Origin of the sequence: Echinicola arenosa (assembly GCF_014841125.1) — a bacterium.
Lineage (GTDB): Bacteria > Bacteroidota > Bacteroidia > Cytophagales > Cyclobacteriaceae > Echinicola > Echinicola arenosa.
Genome location: NZ_JACYTQ010000004.1, coordinates 82,979 through 101,758, shown reverse-complemented (window position 1 = coordinate 101,758; position 18,780 = coordinate 82,979). Strand labels below are relative to the sequence as shown.

The 18,780-nt window shown below is 41.4% G+C and carries 16 protein-coding genes; 4 read left to right on the top strand and 12 right to left on the bottom strand.

Going from position 1 to position 18,780, the window contains the following annotated elements; all coding sequences use genetic code 11:
* From IFO69_RS12685 to ytxJ, 5 genes are all read right to left on the bottom strand, one after another.
* Nucleotides 1-492, bottom strand: coding sequence for an SRPBCC family protein (locus tag IFO69_RS12685; RefSeq protein WP_192010494.1), 492 nt, complete (start codon nt 490-492; stop codon nt 1-3).
* Between the two features lie 114 nt (nt 493-606).
* Nucleotides 607-1,107 (bottom strand): TspO/MBR family protein, encoded by a 501-nt coding sequence (locus tag IFO69_RS12680; protein WP_192010493.1) that lies wholly within the window; start codon nt 1,105-1,107, stop codon nt 607-609.
* Nucleotides 1,108-1,120: 13 nt separating this feature from the next.
* Nucleotides 1,121-1,816, bottom strand: a complete 696-nt coding sequence (locus tag IFO69_RS12675) for an SDR family NAD(P)-dependent oxidoreductase (protein ID WP_192010492.1) — start codon at nt 1,814-1,816, stop codon at nt 1,121-1,123.
* Nucleotides 1,817-1,908: 92 nt separating this feature from the next.
* A complete protein-coding gene (locus IFO69_RS12670; protein WP_225444125.1) occupies nt 1,909-4,794 on the bottom strand; it encodes an outer membrane beta-barrel protein in 2,886 nt (961 codons plus the stop codon).
* Nucleotides 4,795-5,018: 224 nt separating this feature from the next.
* Nucleotides 5,019-5,357 (bottom strand): bacillithiol system redox-active protein YtxJ, encoded by a 339-nt coding sequence (ytxJ, locus tag IFO69_RS12665; RefSeq protein WP_192010491.1) that lies wholly within the window; start codon nt 5,355-5,357, stop codon nt 5,019-5,021.
* Between the two features lie 217 nt (nt 5,358-5,574).
* On the opposite strand from ytxJ, the gene IFO69_RS12660 reads away from it, so the two are divergent.
* Nucleotides 5,575-6,963, top strand: a complete 1,389-nt coding sequence (locus IFO69_RS12660) for a DUF4403 family protein (RefSeq protein WP_192010490.1) — start codon at nt 5,575-5,577, stop codon at nt 6,961-6,963.
* Between the two features lie 73 nt (nt 6,964-7,036).
* Here IFO69_RS12660 and IFO69_RS12655 read toward each other — a convergent pair whose 3' ends face one another.
* The 5 genes from IFO69_RS12655 to IFO69_RS12635 all read right to left on the bottom strand — a co-directional run bounded on the left by IFO69_RS12655 (nt 7,037) and on the right by IFO69_RS12635 (nt 14,086).
* Entirely contained in the window at nt 7,037-7,666 is a 630-nt protein-coding gene (locus IFO69_RS12655; protein WP_225444124.1) for a 3'-5' exonuclease, read from the bottom strand.
* Between the two features lie 45 nt (nt 7,667-7,711).
* Nucleotides 7,712-9,658, bottom strand: coding sequence for a DUF294 nucleotidyltransferase-like domain-containing protein (locus IFO69_RS12650; protein WP_192010488.1), 1,947 nt, complete (start codon nt 9,656-9,658; stop codon nt 7,712-7,714).
* Nucleotides 9,659-9,928: 270 nt separating this feature from the next.
* The gene (gene acs, locus IFO69_RS12645; protein WP_192010487.1) at nt 9,929-11,827 is read right to left on the bottom strand and encodes an acetate--CoA ligase; all 1,899 of its coding nucleotides are present in this window, start codon (nt 11,825-11,827) and stop codon (nt 9,929-9,931) included.
* A gap of 271 nt (nt 11,828-12,098) precedes the next feature.
* Nucleotides 12,099-13,802 (bottom strand): sodium:solute symporter family protein, encoded by a 1,704-nt coding sequence (locus IFO69_RS12640; protein WP_192010486.1) that lies wholly within the window; start codon nt 13,800-13,802, stop codon nt 12,099-12,101.
* 26 nt (nt 13,803-13,828) lie between these two features.
* Complete coding sequence (locus IFO69_RS12635) at nt 13,829-14,086, bottom strand: DUF4212 domain-containing protein (protein ID WP_192010485.1); 258 nt, start codon at nt 14,084-14,086, stop codon at nt 13,829-13,831.
* Nucleotides 14,087-14,343: 257 nt separating this feature from the next.
* Between IFO69_RS12635 and IFO69_RS12630 the strand changes: the two genes are divergently transcribed.
* Nucleotides 14,344-14,730 carry a hypothetical protein gene (locus tag IFO69_RS12630; protein ID WP_192010484.1) on the top strand — a complete coding sequence of 129 codons (387 nt, stop codon included), beginning with the start codon at nt 14,344-14,346 and terminating at the stop codon, nt 14,728-14,730.
* Nucleotides 14,731-14,741: 11 nt separating this feature from the next.
* Here IFO69_RS12630 and IFO69_RS12625 read toward each other — a convergent pair whose 3' ends face one another.
* Nucleotides 14,742-15,473, bottom strand: coding sequence for a ZIP family metal transporter (locus tag IFO69_RS12625; protein WP_192010483.1), 732 nt, complete (start codon nt 15,471-15,473; stop codon nt 14,742-14,744).
* Between the two features lie 6 nt (nt 15,474-15,479).
* A complete protein-coding gene (locus IFO69_RS12620; protein WP_192010482.1) occupies nt 15,480-16,541 on the bottom strand; it encodes an FAD:protein FMN transferase in 1,062 nt (353 codons plus the stop codon).
* Between the two features lie 165 nt (nt 16,542-16,706).
* Here IFO69_RS12620 and ruvB point away from each other — a divergent pair, with 165 nt between their 5' ends.
* Both ruvB and queG read left to right on the top strand, forming a co-directional pair.
* Nucleotides 16,707-17,744, top strand: a complete 1,038-nt coding sequence (ruvB, locus tag IFO69_RS12615; RefSeq protein WP_192010481.1) for a Holliday junction branch migration DNA helicase RuvB — start codon at nt 16,707-16,709, stop codon at nt 17,742-17,744.
* A gap of 55 nt (nt 17,745-17,799) precedes the next feature.
* On the top strand, nt 17,800-18,735 hold the full coding sequence (gene queG, locus IFO69_RS12610; protein WP_192010480.1) for a tRNA epoxyqueuosine(34) reductase QueG: 936 nt from the start codon (nt 17,800-17,802) through the stop codon (nt 18,733-18,735).
* The last annotated feature ends 45 nt before the right edge of the window (nt 18,736-18,780 follow it).

Sequence of the window (18,780 nt, the reverse complement as noted above, 5' to 3'; positions counted from 1 at the left end):
CTACATTTCCATTACTTCTTGGACTTGATATTTCCCGAATTTTTCTTCTACCGCCTTGAACCGATAATCGAAAATTCCCTGTAGTTGTTTTCGAATAAAAACCGCATTGGCTATCGCTCCCAAAGGGCCCATTGGTGGCTGATAAGTGACAATGTCCTGCATCAATACTCCTCCTTCCTCCAAGGGGATCAATCTGTGTTGGTGATGCCACATAGCATAAGGCCCAATTCGCTGCTCATCCACAAAAAATTCTTTCTCCTGTACTTGGGTTATTTCTGTTACCCAGGTCATTTTAATCCCCAATAATGGGCTGACTTTATAGGAAATAATCATCCCCGGATGCATTTTTTGAGGCAAGTTCTTGGAAGTAATGTCAAAACCCATATGATCTGGGGTGATCTCCTTCAAATTGGCTGGCGAAGAAATAAATTCCCAAACTTCATCAACTGAGGCTGGGATTTTCTGTTCGGTAAAGAGTTGGTAATGTGCCATTATCAAAATATGCTGTTTATAGCCCAAGCATAAAAGCACTTCAGGCTAAATGATCAATCTTTTATTATAAGTAATCAACCCGAATAATTAAGAATTGTTTATGGTTTGAATGTTTCAATGGTTCAACCACCAAATACTGATATTCAATACGGTAGCAAAACTCACCCATAGGAGATAAGGAACCTGTAAATAAGCGGCTACTTTACTCACCTGATAAAACCTATTGATCATATAAACAATCAACCCCCATAGTAAGACTATCTCTATCGCCGCCAGCCCTGGTTGGTGGAAGTAAAAGAAGATAAAGCTCCAGCAAAAATTGAAAGAGAGCTGGATAAAAAACACTTTTACTCCTTGGCTTCTTGCCTTACTTTGAGGCGCGTACCATATCAAATACAGTCCAACTCCCATCAAACCATACAAAGTAGTCCAAACAGGAGCAAAGATACTGTTGGGCGGGTTAAATGAGGGCTTCTCCAATCCTGCATACCAAGTTTCTATATTACCTATGTTCGCCAAACCTGAAATACTGCCTATGATGATAACACCTAGGACACACATGATCAACTTAATCCAATTGATTTTTCGATTTTGAAAATTTACTGTGGTTTCCATATTGTTTTTTGGTTTAGATTCTCATAGAGGACATGCCACCATCCACGGGAAGAATTTGTCCGCTGATCCAACTTGACTGATCTGTAAGCAAAAAAGCCGCCATATTAGCAATATCGCGGGACTCTCCCACACGCCGCAAGGGGTGTCGCTGGGCATTGGCATTTTTCTTTTCTTCATTACTGAGCAGGGATTTTGCTAAAGGGGTATCTGTCAAAGAAGGGGCAATGGCATTCACTCTCACTTTAGGAGCCAGCTCGGCAGCCAATGACCTGGTCAGGCCCTCCAATGCTCCTTTCACCATGGACACAGTTGTGTGAAAGGGCAGTCCTAATTGTACCGCTACGGTAGAAAACAATACGATGGACGATTGGTCTGCTTGCTTCAACTTAGGCAACACTTTTTGGATTACATTCACTGCTCCGAATACATTGAGCTTCATGTCTTCCAAAAGGCCTTCCTGTTTTAATCTTGAAAATGGTTTCAATGAAATACTTCCCGGACAATAGGCCAGACCATTTAGGTGATCTGGAAGTTGCTCATCGTCCAGACTACTATCCAAGGCCGCAAAAGGAAAATAGTGAATCCCTTCCGCTGCATCTGGTCTATTTTTGTAGTAGGTACCATAGACTTCATGTCCTTGGAATTTTAGCATAAGGGCAAGCTCTCGGCCAATCCCTGAAGAAGCACCAATTATCAGATAGTTTTCCATAATTAAAAAACTATGTCTGATCAAAATTGTTCCCGCATAAAAAAAGAGGCAGTCTCTTTTTTATTGAGACAGCCTCTTTGGCTCATGTCTTTTTACCAACTTCTAGCTCCCCCTGGAGGTGGGCCGAACCTTCTGAACCTATTGCCGCTATTGTCCTCTTCAGATTTTTTGAATTTACCGATGATGTACGTAAAGGTTACCAGACCATAACTGGTCAACGCATTGGAGTACACATCAGAAACAGATACATCAGATACTGTTCTGCTAATGGTATTGTTCTCGCCCAAAAGGTCAAAAATGCTAAGTTTTAACTCTCCTTTATTGTCCTTTAGGAATCGGTAACCAGCCTCTACATTCCATAACCAGATGGATTGGTCATACCCCTCCGATAAACCAGCATAAAGCGTATTGTTCATGGTGGTATTCACAAAGAGTTTTCCATCATTGGGAGAGAAATAAAGCTGAATATTGGAATTCTGCTGGTAGTAGTTGTTTTCCAAAGAAGTCTGCAAGCTACTATTGACGATATTGTATGTTCCGCTAGTACCTATCGTGAAGTCGATGTCCTTGCTGATATTACTGGTCAAAGATAAACGCTGCGTGAAGCCCAAAGTTTCATTATAGTTAATCTGGTTGTTGATCATACCCGGAGATTTGCTATAACTCACACTGGAATTCATATTGAAATTAGATTTAATTTTTTCAATTGGAGATCCATAATTCAAGAAAATCCTCGCATTCCAATTACCCTTTAAGTTGACCGGCTGGGTAATTTGTCCCCCTTGGCGTAGCAAAACATCCCCATTGATCAAAGTATCCTGACTGGCCACATAAGTATGTGTTCCGATATAATCATGGGTAAAAGAGGCATTGGCAAACACAAAGAGTGTTTTGGACTTTTCCATGTCAAACTTCCCAAAGTTTATAAAGAAATTATGATTATAACTTTGTCCTAAAGTCGGGTTACCCACACTCATCTGTAAAGGATTACTATTGTCAATCACATTTTGCAATTGGTTGACACTCGGTTCATTCGTGCTGGTTCGGTATCTGAATCGCATGTTATGGCCTGTTTCCCGATTACGGTAATTGATGCTGGCATTGGGCAGAATGTTGTTAAAACTCCTTTCAAACGTCGCCTCTTTAGGAAAAATAGCCTCATTGTTCAACTGAGCATTTTGATAATCCACATTCAGGTTGACATTAAAGCCATTGTCACTGAAGCGATAACCCAAACCTACTTTTTGAGTGGTAAATTTATTATCAAATTCATTACTCAAGGCGGTGTCCAATACCATCAAGTTCTGTTCTTGCGCTAACACATAAGTCTTCTGGTCTGCAGCACTCTTATTATTTCCTATCTGGTAATCCAAAGACAAAATGGATTTTTCACCGATCGGTTCAGTATAGGTGACATTGGCCCGATAGTTAAAGCCATTTGACAGCGCATCGGTTTCCTGGAGGACGGTATCCACTACATTTCGCACAAAATCCCTATTCGCACTTAGTAAATTGGTGAACTGGTCATTCTTTCTAAATCCTGTATATAAATTCGTGGAAATCGTTCTGCCTTTTTTGTCAAACTTATAGCGATAAGTCAGGTTATTGGCGATGTTAAAGCCCTCACTCACCCGGTCATTTAAGGTCTTGGCCGCACTGAGTGAGTCCAAGTCTCCATTCAGGTTCAGACCATATTGATCACTGATACGGTCATTCTGCTGAAAACTTAAACTTGGGCTAATGATCAAAGAATTCTTTTCATTGATATCATATTCAATTTTTGCATTGACACGGTGGTTCTTGTTGTTGGTATTGCTGATCAAATTTTCCTGATAGAACTGTTTCAGCTCCTCTGAAACTACTGTCTCCGTATTGGTACTTTGAATCAGATTCGTAATCGAATTATTGAAAAAATAACTTCCAGAAAAATTGATTTTATCCCCCCATCGGTCACTGTAGTTCAGCCCCATAGAATTGGTTTTGGAAATACCGTTATTATTCCCTGTGAGGAAATTATCATTTCCACCTCCTCCCGGGCCTCTTCTTCTTCCGCCACCACCTCCACTGGAAACCCCCAACAAATCTTCTGATGAGAAATTTTGCTGATTGATGTTATTGGATAGACCAATGATAGAGATCCTTTTATCGCCTTTAAAAAAGTTGATATTTCCACCACCAGCATAACGGTCATCGGTGCCATAGCCACCATATATCCTTCCAAAATAGCCATTACGCATATCTCCCTTGGTGATAATATTGATGGTCTTGGCATAATTTCCATCATCCAAACCGGTCAAGCGTGACTGATCTGACCTTTGATCCAAAACTTCTACTTGGTCAATCATATTGGCCGGCAGGTTTTTCAGGGCAATGTTGGGATCGCTTCCGAAAAATTCCCGACCATCCACCAGTACTTTTTGTACATCCTCTCCTTGCGCTTGGATTTTACCATTTTCGATAACCACACCCGGAATTTTCTTGATGAGATCCTCGGCATAACCATTTTCTTTGGTCTTAAAGGCCGCTGCATTGAACACTGCGGTATCGCCTTTCATTTCACCAACAGGCACTTGTCCTTCCACTAAAACCTCACCCAATTCATTGCTGTCCTGCATCAATTTTACTGTGCCCAAATCAATAGGTCCACGCTGATCAATATTTTGCTTAATTTTGGTATATCCAATGTAAGACACCTCAATAATGAGATTTTGGAGACGTGGCCTTACCAACTCAAAAATGCCTTTATTATTGGTGACAGTGGCTGCCATCAATGAGTCAGCTGGATTCTTTACGATAACATTGGCCCCAACCAATGGTTCTTCCGTTTCGGCATCAATAATGGTTCCGGTAATCTTAATAGAATTGCCGGCCTGAGGGGATCTTCCTCCTTGCCTTCCATTGGTCTGCTGGGCCAAGCCTGATGCTGTCCAAGCTAGCATCAGAAGGCCAAAAATGAATGTTGTAAGTATTGTCTTCATGCATCAAATTTTAGATGCTCTTTAGACCGAAATAGCGATTAGACGTTTAATGGCAAGATCATTATTTTGCTCTACTGAAGGTTTTTAAGGATAAATGGTAAAAAATTGATTTAAAAATCAATCAAAAAATCTTTACAGGTAGCCTTTACCTCTAATAACAAAAAAAAGGAGCATTCGCCATACCTTGACCAAAGCTCCTCCATCATGATAAATTTCAATTGGATTTATCCCAACTGACCGATAATTTCCTGATAGTTGATTCCCATATGACTGGTATCATAATAAGCCATTCCATCTTTCACCAAGATGACCTGTGGAGACTCATGTTCGACAGCAAATTCCTCTGCGATGGCATTTGAAATCTCTCTGAAACTCAACAAGTCCAACACATAGGGAGAGACTTTACTAAAGTCATCTTCCTTCCAATTTCTTTGCAAGCGGTTCCAGGCCATTCCACTAATAGAGCAACTGGTAGAGTGTTTGAAGATCAACACTGGCTGCACTTTGCTTTCTTCCTTAATATGTCTGAGTTGCTCTACTTTATCAATTACTTTCCAAGCCATATAAATTCCTCTTTGATTAATCTTTCACTTTAAACTCTCTTTAACACCAAAATGGGCTAATTTGGTTCGAAGATAATGGAAATCGACAAAAAACAGCTCACACAAACCCAATCCTAGCTTATTAATAAAATTTAACGCATGATTATTGTAAAAGCCCTCTTGAGATTTCCACATTTTCCCAAGGATTTGTTAATCTTGTAAGCTTGAAAAGTAAATTATGAAGACCAACTTATTTGTGCTCAGCCTATTGTTGCTGATCTTTTCCTGTAAAGGCATTAACCCTGAAAAGCCAAAATATGATGGTGAGCCCACAGTCCTTCCCGATGCCATCTCCAAGGTAAATATCCCATTAGAAATTCCTCTTGACTACATCGAGAAAAACCTCAATAGTGAGCTTGCTCAGATGCTTTATGCTGAAAAGGGGCTAAATATAGGAAATGGCCTTTTGGCTGACCTTGAAGTCAATAGAACAGGCGATATCTCCTTGATCGCGGCTGGGCAAAACAAATTGGAAATAGAGCTCCCTTTAAAGCTACAAGGCAAAATCAACATAGAAAAAAAAATCTTTGGGCAACGGATTTCTACTGCAGTGCCTTTTGATGAAGGCATTATACCTAGAGTCAGCTTTATTCCAGAAATCGGCAGAAATTGGGACATTGGCATTTCTAATGTCAATATCGAAAGTTGGGGAAGATCCTTAAAATACAATCTATTAGGCTATGAAGTTGATCTTGGGCCGATGCTTAAAGAACATGTAGAAAAAATGTTGGACGAGCAACTTACCGGCAATAACCTGAGCCGCATCAGTTTTAAGGATATGATGCAAAAAACTTGGGAAGCTTATGGGCGTCCGGTGAAGTTTGAACAAGATGGCTTTGACGCTTATGTTTACACCGTTCCGCATAAGATAAAAGTGAAAGAAAGGTTTACCACGGACCAAAAGCTCCAATTGATCATTGGCATAGAAGGAGAAGTCTTTACCCAAATTGGAAGTGAACCAGACATTACTTTAAGCAACTTGCCCAATCTATATTATAATGATGATAGCCGAAATTTCATTGATATAACCTTGCCATTATCTATTCCCTACAAGGATTTGGATAAATACTTGAATGAAATGTTGGCCAACCAAACCTTCAAAATGGACAATAAAACCGACTTGACACCCAAATCCTTCCAAACCCAGAGTTTTGGTGAAAAGGCATTGGTAAAAGTGGACTTTTTGGTCACACGAAATGGGAAGAAAAACATTGCAGGAAATGTTTATTTGGTGGGCAAACCTACCTATGACCCTTTGAGAGAAGCCATTGTTTTTGAAGAAATTGACTTTGACCTGAACACTAAAAACATACTGGCCAGCAGTGCCAGCTGGATGAAGCAAGGTGCCGTCTTGGAAGAAATCAAAAAATATGCTAGCTACCCCATTGGTGACATGATCAGGGAAGCTCGCTTAGAACTGCAGCAGCAAGGTTATATTGAGACAGATTATGCTTCATTTCGTGTTAAAAGGCCTGCCCTAGATGTAGAAGGTATTTATACGACAGAAGAAGATATTAGACTTTACCTCAGGTCTACCGGTGAGGTGGACGTAAAACTAAAGGACTGATTATTGGGCCACTGATTTGTAATAGAATTGAAAATTCTTCATTGTCTTTACTCAAAATGTCTTGATCCTTACTTCACCACCTCATTAAGTCTCCAAAGGTGTTGATCCCTTTCTTTTCAGCTTCTTTTAGAAGCTTCAATAGTAATTGGGCCGTCAAGAATGCATCTCCTGCCGCATTGTGGCGATCATGAATGGGAATCTTGTAGCGATCACATAAAGCATCCAAACTGTAATCCTTCAAATTAATTCGGCTAGGGTCATAACGAATGCCATGCTCAAGCCTTATCGCCAAGTCCCCTGTATCCACTACAGGATTTAATATTTTTCTTAAACCAAAAGGAAGAGTGGCCTTCTCAAGCATGGCCAAATCAAACCCTGCATGATGAGCCACCAAAATATCATTTCCCAAGTAGGGCAATAAACTTCGAACAAATTCCCGCAAAGGCAAGGCGTTGGCAGGTTGAATGATTTCATGGATTTTGATGCTGGAAGCACTTTTTTTGGAAGACTTTAGAAAATGCTCCCTTGCGGTATCTACTTTGATACGATTACCAATAATTTTTATGGCTCCAAAAGCTAAAATATGATCCTTCTTAATATCCAGACCCGTAGTCTCCGTATCCAAAACCACAAAATTCAGTTCGCTGATCGGTAGTTTCTTTGAGATTTTTTGCTCAAATTTTTCCTCGTAGCGTTTGACCATTGTGGTCTTTATTGGCCGCTTAAAAAGTCTTTCCCACCAAGTCATCTAACTTCGAATATAATCCGTTTGAAATCGAACTGTCAATAATTCCTGTATCTTATGTATAGGACTGAAGGCATTTTTGAGCAATTGACGCTGAAGCTTGCCCAAAGAACGAGGAGTGATGTACCTTCCCGAAGTTCCTGAGGCTATTCCTTCCAAAGCCCTCAAGCGTAAAAATATCTCATACGCACTTCTAGCTTCTTGGTACAAGGAAGCATTTTGAGGTTCCAATTCCGCCAGCTTCTCAAAACGCTCAAAGGTATTGTTCACCCTCGAGACTGAATGGCTCAGAGCCAAAATTCTCGCCGCATCGGCCAATGGCATCATAGCACGGAGCTTGATATCAAACTGGTCCTGGTGTTCTCCGGATTTTTCTACAATGAAATTTTTAAAAAATCCCATAGGAGGGGGATTGAGCAAAGCATTCTTGGCTAAGAAACTTAAGAAAGAGGGCTTTTGATCCACCATCCGATAAATAGCAGCCGTCATTTCCTCCGAAAGTTGCTTATGACCATGGACAGGTCTAAAATCAAAAAATATGGTGGCTTTCATCAAAGCTTCCTCTTGGGGCAAATTGACCCAATCGTGAAAATAGCTTTTCCATACCGATAAGGGTTGACACCAATCAGGGTTATTGGCCATGACTTCACTTGGACAGGGATGGTATCCACAAGCTATCAATGTCTCAATCACCTCTTGGGCCAAAGTCTCAAAATATAACTTCGTCCTTGGTAATTGGTCTATTGGTACATCTTGAAAAACAATGGCATTGTCCAAATCGGTACGCAACAACTGCTCTTGCCTCCCTTCACTACCCAAAGACAAGAAGCAAAATGGAACTTTGCTTTCTTCTTCGAAATCCTTGTCCAGCTTTTTCTTGGCCAATAGTATCGCTCTTTTGATGATCACATCATTGATTTCTGACATGATGCTGGCCACAAAATCTATGGCCACTTCATTTTCAAGAAAATAGCCTAGCAAAGATTCCGCTCTGTCTCGAATTCCCCTCATTTCTTGGACATTCCAAGTATTCATCAAAGCATGGATCAACACAGCAGGACTATTCCCATGAGATAAAAACACATCATGATCGGAAACTATTCCTGTAATCTTACTATCAGTTGTCCCATCTTCAGTCAAGATGAGGTGGTGCAAGCGGTGCTTGATCATCATCAGATAAATACTAGGAAAATCACTTTGATGATGCAGGGTTATTACTGGACTGGTCATGATTTCCTCTACCTTCGTGGTATAGGGCAAGCCAGCTGCCACCAACCTGTTGCGCAAGTCCTTGTCTGTAATAATACCGACAGGATATCCCCGTTGGTTTAAAATAGCAATGGACCCTACTCCCTTTTCATACATCAACTTGGCGGCATCCCCTACAGTAACTCCCAATTGACAACTGAGCACCTCAGTAGGAAAGTTTAGCTTTCCCTCTTCCATAAAAAGAGACAAACCATGATCTGAAGAGGCATCTCTAAGCAGTTTTCTGGCTTTTTGCGATTGGGAAAGGTCTGTCCTGACGACCACTTGCCCTGCAGCAAATCCCGCCGCAAAATATAAACTCACCTCACTGTTCTCCTTCAGTACTTTATCAAAGACGGCCACGGGTACCGCATAGAGTAAGGTATCTTCTGCCACATAACTATTGAGGACGTAAGGACGTTGACCCAAAAGTGCCAATGCGCCAAAAACCTCTCCTTCATCACAGTAATCCTTGACAACCATCTTCCCGGAATCCTCATCTGTCAAATACACTGAACCCTCTTTGAGCACAAAAAAATGAGGGCTGGCAGGGTTACCCTTTTTGAAGATATATTCTCCTTTGGAGAAATACATCAACTCCACTTCTCTGGAGACACTTTCCAGCAATTGGTCTGAAAGAAAGCTAAAAGGAGGAAATCGATGGAGAAATTCCTTTACCCGATTGACAATGACATTTGGCATGGTTATTTGGTTTGGGCACACTCCATGATATGGGGTACACCTTGTGGCCAATTAGATAGGCAATCTACTCAAAAAGCTTGGAAAGGTAAAAGCATCTTTTGCAGAAACGGGATGATGAGCTTCTGAGCATAAAAAAGAGGCTGTCTCAAAAGTCAATCCAAGAGCCTGAGATTTGGCTGTATGAAAATTGGCTCAGATACCGACCCGAATAAAACAGAGGCTGTCACTAGTTATGAGACAGCCTCTTAAATCATATTTTTTTAAGGAAGCTTACTCTACTCTTCCCTTGATGATTTCTTCTACCACGCCTGGATCCAAAAGGGTAGAAGTGTCTCCCATATTGTCCATGCTACCTTCGGCTACTTTTCTCAGAATCCTTCTCATGATCTTACCTGACCTTGTCTTTGGTAATCCTGGGACAATTTGAATTTTATCAGGCTTAGCAATTGGGCCAATGATCTTACTGATGGTATCTTTGATTTCCCCTTTGAGGTTTTCCTCAGTTCTGTTTTTCATGTCACAGATGACATAAGCATAGATGCCCTGACCTTTAACCTCATGCGGATAACCTACTACGGCAGACTCAATGACTTTTGGGTGCTCATTAATAGCGTTCTCTACTTCAGCAGTACCCATTCTGTGACCGGATACATTGATCACATCATCAACCCTACCCAAAATTCTGTAGTATCCATCATGATCCCGCTTCACCCCATCACCCGTAAAATACATGCCTTTGTAAGTGGAGAAATAGGTCTGCTTACATCTTTCATGATCACCATAGGTGGTTCTGATCATACCTGGCCAAGGGAATTTAATGCAAAGGTTTCCTTCCACAGAGTTACCTTTTAACACCTTACCTTCTGGATCCACAATGGCTAATTGTACACCAGGAAGCGGCAAGGTGGCATAAGCAGGTTTAGTAGGCGTTACCCCAGCCAATGGAGAAACCATAATTCCTCCAGTCTCAGTCTGCCACCAAGTATCCACGATTGGGCAACGGTTTTTCCCAATATGGGTATGGTACCAGTGCCATGCTTCTTCATTGATCGGTTCACCCACTGATCCCAACACTTTTAGGGAATCCAATTTGTAAGGTTCAATAGGCCCTGTACCATGAGCTTCCAAAGCCCTGATGGCTGTCGGAGCTGTATAAAATTGATTGACTTGATATTTGTCCACTACTGCCCAAAACCTTCCTGCATCAGGATAGGTCGGCACCCCCTCAAACATGATGGAAGTAGCTCCTGCCAATAGTGGCCCATAAACAATATAAGAGTGGCCTGTAATCCAGCCAATGTCTGCTGTACACCAATACACATCTCCAGGAGAGTATTGGAAGACATTCTCGAATGAATACTTCGTGTATACCATGTATCCACCCGTGGTATGTACCACGCCCTTTGGCTTACCAGTGGAACCAGAAGTATAAAGGATAAAGAGCATGTCCTCACTATCCATCACCTCTGCCTCATTGGTATCAGGCTGTCCGTCGATGACATCATGCCACCAATAATCCCGGCCTTCCTTCATCGTCACCTCTTGCTTCGTACGCTGATAAACAATGACGGATTCTACCGTACTGGTTTTTTCCAAAGCCTCATCCACCACTGCTTTAACTGCTATTTTCTTCGACCCTCTGAAATTACCATCAGAGGTCAAGACAGCTTTAGCTTCACAATCATTAATTCTATCGGAAAGTGCATTACTGGAAAAACCAGCAAAAACAACCGAGTGTACTGCGCCAATTCTAGCACATGCCAACATCGCTACAGCTGCCTCAGGCACCATAGGCATATAAATGATGACCTTATCCCCTTTTCCGATTCCCTTTGATTTTAAAGCATTGGAGAATTGGCAAACGGCATGATAAAGTTGTTTATAAGTCAAGGTACGACCTTCTTCTTCAGGATCATTGGGTTCCCAAATGATTGCCGGACGATCTCCCATTATGAACAAATGTCGCTCTAATATATTTTCGGTGATATTCAGTTTTCCATTGACGAACCATTTCACGTCTGGACCCTCAAAGTCCCACTCCAGCACTTTGTCCCATCTCTTCTTCCAGTGAAATGAATCAGCAACTCTCGCCCAAAATTGCTCTGGCTCGGTGACACTTTTTTGATATTCATGAAAATAACCACTCAGGGTGTGGATTCTATCACTCATGGTGCAATTATAATTTTAGGTTGTATTATTAATTTATTTTGCCTCTAACTAAAACGCCTAAGCAAATCAATTATTTCAAACAACTATCTTATAGTTAGGAAAATATTTTTAGAAAGACGCTGTAGCTTTTTAATTTTTACGAGGTCTTAAATCTAATCAATTAATTGATTTTTTCTATATTTTATCAATTAAGTATCATCAAGAAATTGAAGATTGGAATAAATAATTTTTAGTCTCAACCTAGAAACAAGACATTAGGCGATTTAATCCATCAATGATCCTGTGCAGCTCCAGCTCCCCGAGGAATTCTGATTTCTTCCACCATTTCCTGCACTTCAGCTGGTGGTGGTGGGGTAAACAAAGACACCGCAAAACTCACTATAAAGTTCAACAACATCCCAAATGAACCTATTCCTTCCGGAGAAATCCCAAACAACCAATTCTCTGCAGCTAAACTCTCCGGTGCCACACCAAAAAGCTCTGTACCGAATTTGAAATAAACAATATAGGACAGGGTAAAAACCAAGCCAGTCAGCATACCGGCGATTGCCCCCTCTTTGTTCATCCGTTTGGAGAAGATCCCCATAATGATCACCGGAAAAAAAGACGCCGCTGCCAAGCCAAAAGCAAAAGCTACCACCTGTGCCACAAAGCCAGGGGGATTTACTCCAAAATAACCTGCTACAACCACCGCTACAGCGGCCGCTCCCCGAGCAATCATCAATTCTTTTTTGTCAGAAATGCCAGGGTTGAAGTTTTTCACCAAATCCCTTGACACAGAAGTAGAAATCACCAAAAGCAACCCAGCAGCCGTGGAAAGGGCTGCTGCCATTCCTCCGGCAGCCACCAAGCCCACTACCCAGTTGGGCAATTCCGCAATCTCTGGATTGGCCAGCACCATGATGTCTTTGTCAATATCCAGTTCATTGATTTCAGGATCTGCCACGTATTGCACCACACCATCTCCATTTTTGTCATCAATTTTAATCAGCTCCGTTTGTTTCCAGTTCTCCACCCATTTTGGCAAGTCATCAACAGGCTTCTCAGCGACAGAATCTATGGCATTGTAAATGCCAAAAGCAGCTACTGCCGGTGCTGTGGTGTACAAAATCGCAATAAATACCAAGGCAAAACCAGCAGATAGCCGGGCATCTTTTACTCTTGGAACCGTAAAGAAACGAACAATCACATGAGGTAATCCAGCCGTCCCCACCATCAAAGCCAAAGTAATCGCAAACATATCAATCATGGGCTTTTGGCCACTGGTATAAGCGGTGAAGCCCAACTCTGTCAATACACCGTCCAGTTTATCCAGCAAATAAGTACCATCTTCCACAGTACCTCCCAAGCCTAGTTGTGGAAAAGGATTGCCAGTCAGTTGCATGGAAACAAAAATAGCAGGAACCATAAAGGCAAAAATCAACACGCAATATTGCGCAACCTGCGTATAGGTAATCCCTTTCATACCTCCCAAAACTGCATAGAAAAACACTATACACATCCCTATGATCACCCCAGTATTGATGTCAACTTCCAAGTATCGAGAAAAAACAATCCCCACTCCCCGCATTTGACCAGCTACATAGGTAAATGAAATAAACAAAGCACAGATCACGGCAACCACTCGGGCTTTATTGGAATAGTACCGATCACCCACAAAGTCAGGCACGGTAAATTTCCCAAACTTTCTCAGATAAGGAGCTAATAGCAAGGCCAACAAAACATAACCTCCAGTCCAGCCCATTAAATATACGGATCCATCGTATCCTGCAAAGGAAATCAATCCTGCCATAGAGATAAAAGAAGCAGCGGACATCCAATCGGCAGCAGTCGCCATACCATTGGCTAAGGGAGACACTCCTCCTCCCGCTACATAAAATTCTTTGGTGGAACCAGCCCGGCTCCAAATTGCAATACCAATATAAAGGGCAAATGAAAGCCCAACCAAAATATAAGTCCAGGTTAAAATATCCATTTTAGGTTTCTTTTGGGTTTGAAAAATTATTCGTGTACATCAAATTCCCGATCCAATCTATTGAGCAACCAGACATAGACAAAGACCAGCACTACAAAAACATAAATAGATCCTTGCTGGGCAAACCAAAATCCAAGTTTAAAACCTCCTACCTGAATCTTGTTAAATGTATCTACTAGGATGATGCCAAAGCCAAAGGAGACTGTAAACCAAACAGCCAACAGTGAAAGCAGAATTTTAACATTCTTTCTCCAATAAGCTTTCATTTTTTCTTGATGATTCATAATTCTATTTTGCTATGATGGGTATTATCAAATTAAAGCTACTAGGTTTAAGCGGTCCAAACAAAGATTCACCAAAGGGCTTCCTTATTTACCTTACCTTTTATTATAACTTATCAATTAACAACAAAAAGAGGGATTATCCTTAAAATCGCCAAATAATTTATCACCCTGCCAGTACACTACAGTACATCTATCAAAAACTAAAAAAACTTGATGTAGCGAAAGAGAATCTATAAGCGTATAGGTTACAAACAGAAATGATGATGAAAAAAAGTCTTTACGTTTTATATCTTTTTGCCTTTTTATTTTTGGGGTGTGACGAGGTCGAACTGATCCCCGAATGCGTCCAAGGAAAAATAATTGGAAAGGAGCAATGTTCCGATTTTATCTTGATCGAAGTATTATCCCCATCAAATGTCGGAGAATCCATTACCTATTATGATGGCACTTCTTATTCTAGAGTGATTAAAATAGTGCCAAAAAACGGAGTCCAAATAACCCAAGATGGATTTTATAGGGTAAGAATTTATGATCCAGAGAAAGATGCAGACTTGCACGAACTGGTCATATGCCAAACGCTTTATGCGCCATTTGCCGTACCAGCAATGGTAGGAAAGGCATTTTCAGAAACAAGCTGCCCCTAAACCACCTTTCATTATAGCAAATACTCCGATGCAATAGCCACCAATGCTGCCAGTAAACTTATCAACAAACGCTTGAAATGGAATTTATGATGGGGACTACTTTCAAAGAAAATGGTGGTAGAAATATGCAAAAAACCTCCTGCCACTAATCCAAAAAGCACATCCATAGCCTCAGTGGTGAGGATGCTTTGCTCTTGAAGCAAAGCACTGCTTATCATTCCCAAGGGTGAAGCCAAAGCAAATACCAGTAGAAGCACTATAACAAGATTCTTTTTTAAACTACTCAATAAAACGGCCACTAAAGCAAATGCCGCTGGTGCCTTGTGCATGATAATGCCAAACATCAATGTTTCGCTTCCATGATGATGTCCCGTCAAAGAAGGCTGCTGACTGAGCAGAGTTCCCTCCAAAAAAGCATGCAAGGAAAGTCCAATCATCACCATCCAAACAGTATTCCTTCCTCCACCGTGATGATGGATATGCCCATGTTCTATTCCTGAAGAAAGAAACTCCAAAACCTGCTGCAACAAGAAACCTATCAACACATAGAGCCCCATATAATAGGCAGAATCCCTATTGGCAAAAAGCTCAGGAAGAATATGTAAGACTGTAATGGAAAAGAGATATGACCCCGCAAAGATCAGGATCATCTTGAAGTTTTTTTCCTTCCATTGGGGCATAAATAAGGCTAACATTCCCGCCAAAAAGGCAGATAAAAAAAGTACCAGAATTTTGACGACCATAGCTTATTAATTTTGCCCTTTGATGTAAGAAACGAACGGCTTCAGTTTTTCGCTCACATAGGTTTGCATGCCCAAACTGTCATTATAAATTAAAAACACATCCAAGTTAGGCTGTTTTTTCTCCAGTTCAATGGCCCTTTCTGTGCCTAATACCATCATTGCTGTGGCAAAGGCATCCGCAGTCATACAGTCTTTTGCCAATACCGTCGCACTCAATAAACCGTGACTCACTGGATATCCAGTTTTTGGATCTATGGTATGGGAATACCTCATGCTATCTTTATAATAGTAGTTTCGGTAATTTCCAGAAGTGGCCATGCCACGATTATCCAAAGCAATAATGCTAAATATATCATTCGAACTGATATCATCACTGGGCTGGTTTACACCCACCTTCCAGAGCTCATCATTCTCATTCGTTCCTTTGGCCACCAATTCCCCTCCAATCTCCACCAGCATGTCTTCAACACCTTTTGACTCCAGGAAATCAGCCACCACATCCACGCCATATCCTTTGGCAATGGCGCTAAAATCAAGATAAACCCCTTTTTGGGTCTTCCAAGTCTTTTCTTCATCGAATTGGATTTTATCATAGCCCACCAATCTCAGAATTTGGCCTACCTGCACACTATCCTTTAGCTGGGCTCCTTCAGGACCAAACCCCCAAACATTGACCAAAGGACCTACTGTTGGATCAAATGCCCCTGAAGTTGCTTGGTTAATGGTTTTACTTCTTTTTATAATGGTAGGCAAATAAGTTGATTCAAAAACCAAAGTGTCCCTTTGATTAAACCTACTAAGTTCAGAATCTGATATGTAGGTAGAAAGAGATTCATTAAACCGCATCAATAGAGAGTCCACAGAATTAGTAAAATCCCGGTTCTCCAAGTCCAAATAAACAATACGATATGTTGTTCCCATCGTCTTTCCAGTAATGACCATTTTGCCCTCTTTTTCTGGCTCAGGCGCTTTAGGAGCACTTTGATTTTGTCTGTAGAGAAAGACGAGAAAAACCACCAAAAGTAGGATGATGGAGTAAATAATATTCTTTCTGGCGTTTTTTTGCATGGAATCGGGCAAATTTTTCCGAAAGTTACCTTTAATTTTAAATATTGAAAAAATAAAAGATCGAAAGACGCAATGAAATTGCATCTCGATTAAATTTAGTCCCCCTACTTTCTCCCGCTCCCAATTGAAGAATTCCTATATTTGTATTCAAGGAATGTGCACAATATGAGAGAAGACTATCTAAGCGGAGAGAACGAACACTTTAGTCAAACGGACAGGGAAATTGAGAAAGCTCTCAGACCCTTAAGCTTTGATGATTTTACAGGCCAACAAAAAATTGTTGATAATATCCAGGTCTTTGTGCTTGCAGCAAAAAAAAGGGGTGAACCATTGGATCATGTCCTGCTCCATGGCCCTCCAGGATTGGGAAAGACCACCCTCAGTCATATCATTGCCAATGAGCTAGAATCAAGCTTAAAAATCACTTCGGGTCCCGTTTTGGATAAGCCTTCTGACTTGGCTGGCTTGCTAACCAACTTAGAGCAGGGGGACGTTCTCTTTATCGATGAAATTCATCGACTCAATGCAGTCGTGGAAGAATACCTGTATTCAGCCATGGAGGATTTTCGTATCGATATCATGTTAGATTCTGGTCCCAATGCCCGTTCCGTACAAATTTCCCTTAACCCTTTCACCTTGATTGGAGCAACTACCCGGTCGGGGCTGTTGACCTCTCCTCTCCGCGCAAGGTTCGGGATCAATGCAAGACTGGAATATTATGATTCCAAGTTGTTGACGACAATTGTCACCAGATCAGCCAATATCCTAGGAGCTCCCATTGATGAAGTGGCAGCATATGAAATTGCTAGAAGGAGTCGCGGTACGCCTAGGATTGCCAATACCCTTTTGCGCAGAACCCGCGACTTTGCGGATATCAAAGGCAATGGCACCATAACCTTGGACATTGCCAAAATGGGCTTGGATGCCTTGGACGTGGATGAGAACGGCCTGGATGAAATGGACAACCGCATCCTGATGACCATTATTGACAAATTCAAAGGGGGGCCTGTGGGAATCTCTACCATTGCCACTGCCTGTGGTGAGGAAGGGGAAACCATTGAGGAAGTTTATGAGCCCTTTTTGATTCAAGAAGGCTATCTCAAAAGGACCTCTAGGGGAAGGGTTGCCACAGAACTTGCCTACAAGCACCTCAATATCCGCCCTAACTTTGGTGGTCAAACAGGACCTTTATTTGGGGATTAATCAGTCATTCCTCCCTTATTAGTCCAGTAATTTCTTTTATAGTAAAATATCATCCATGAGCCGTCAGGATCAAAATGCAGCTACTCTAAAAAAAATTGCCAAAGAACTGGGTTTTGAGTTCTGCGGAATTGCTGAAGCTGGCTTTCTGGAAGAAGAAGCTCCCAAATTGGAAGCATGGCTGAACCAAAACTATCATGGTGAGATGGCCTATATGGCCAATCATTTTGACAAAAGACTTGACCCAACCCAGTTGGTGGAAGGAGCTAAAACAGTGGTTAGTCTCATTTACAATTATTTTCCAGAAGAGAAACTTCCAGAAGGCAAGGAAGATTACAAAATAGCCAAATATGCCTATGGCAAAGACTATCATTTTGTGATCAAAGATAAATTAAAAGATTTCCTAAATCGCCTAAAGGAAGAAATAGGGGAAATAGGAGGCCGGGCTTTTGTGGACTCAGCGCCCGTCATGGAAAGACAATGGGCCCAAAAAGCTGGTCTTGGATGGCAGGGCAAGAACAGTTTATTGTTAAACCGAAAAATGGGCAGTTTTTTCTTCCTGGCCGAATTGATCATTGACCTAAAAGCAACTCCTGACCTACCCATTGCCAAGGATTTTTGCGGGAGCTGTACCCGATGCATTGATGCCTGTCCAACTGATGCAATTGTCCAGCCCGGAGTAGTGGATGGGTCCAAATGCATTTCCTATTTCACTATTGAACTGAAAGAGGAAATCCCTGCTGAAGTGAAAGGAAAATTTGAAAATTGGATGTTTGGATGTGACATCTGCCAAGATGTATGCCCTTGGAACAGATTTTCCCAATCACATCATGAACCAGCTTTTCATCCACACCCCGATTTAAAAGAATTTAGTCAAAAAGACTGGGAAGAGATCACCCAAGAAACTTTCAGCAAGGTCTTCCAAAAATCAGCCGTTAAGCGAACAAAGCTTTCCGGACTTAAAAGAAATATTGCATTTTTAAAGAAGGATTAAATAACCAACTCCAGTCCTGCTGATCATTAATTCTTCCCCCTTTTG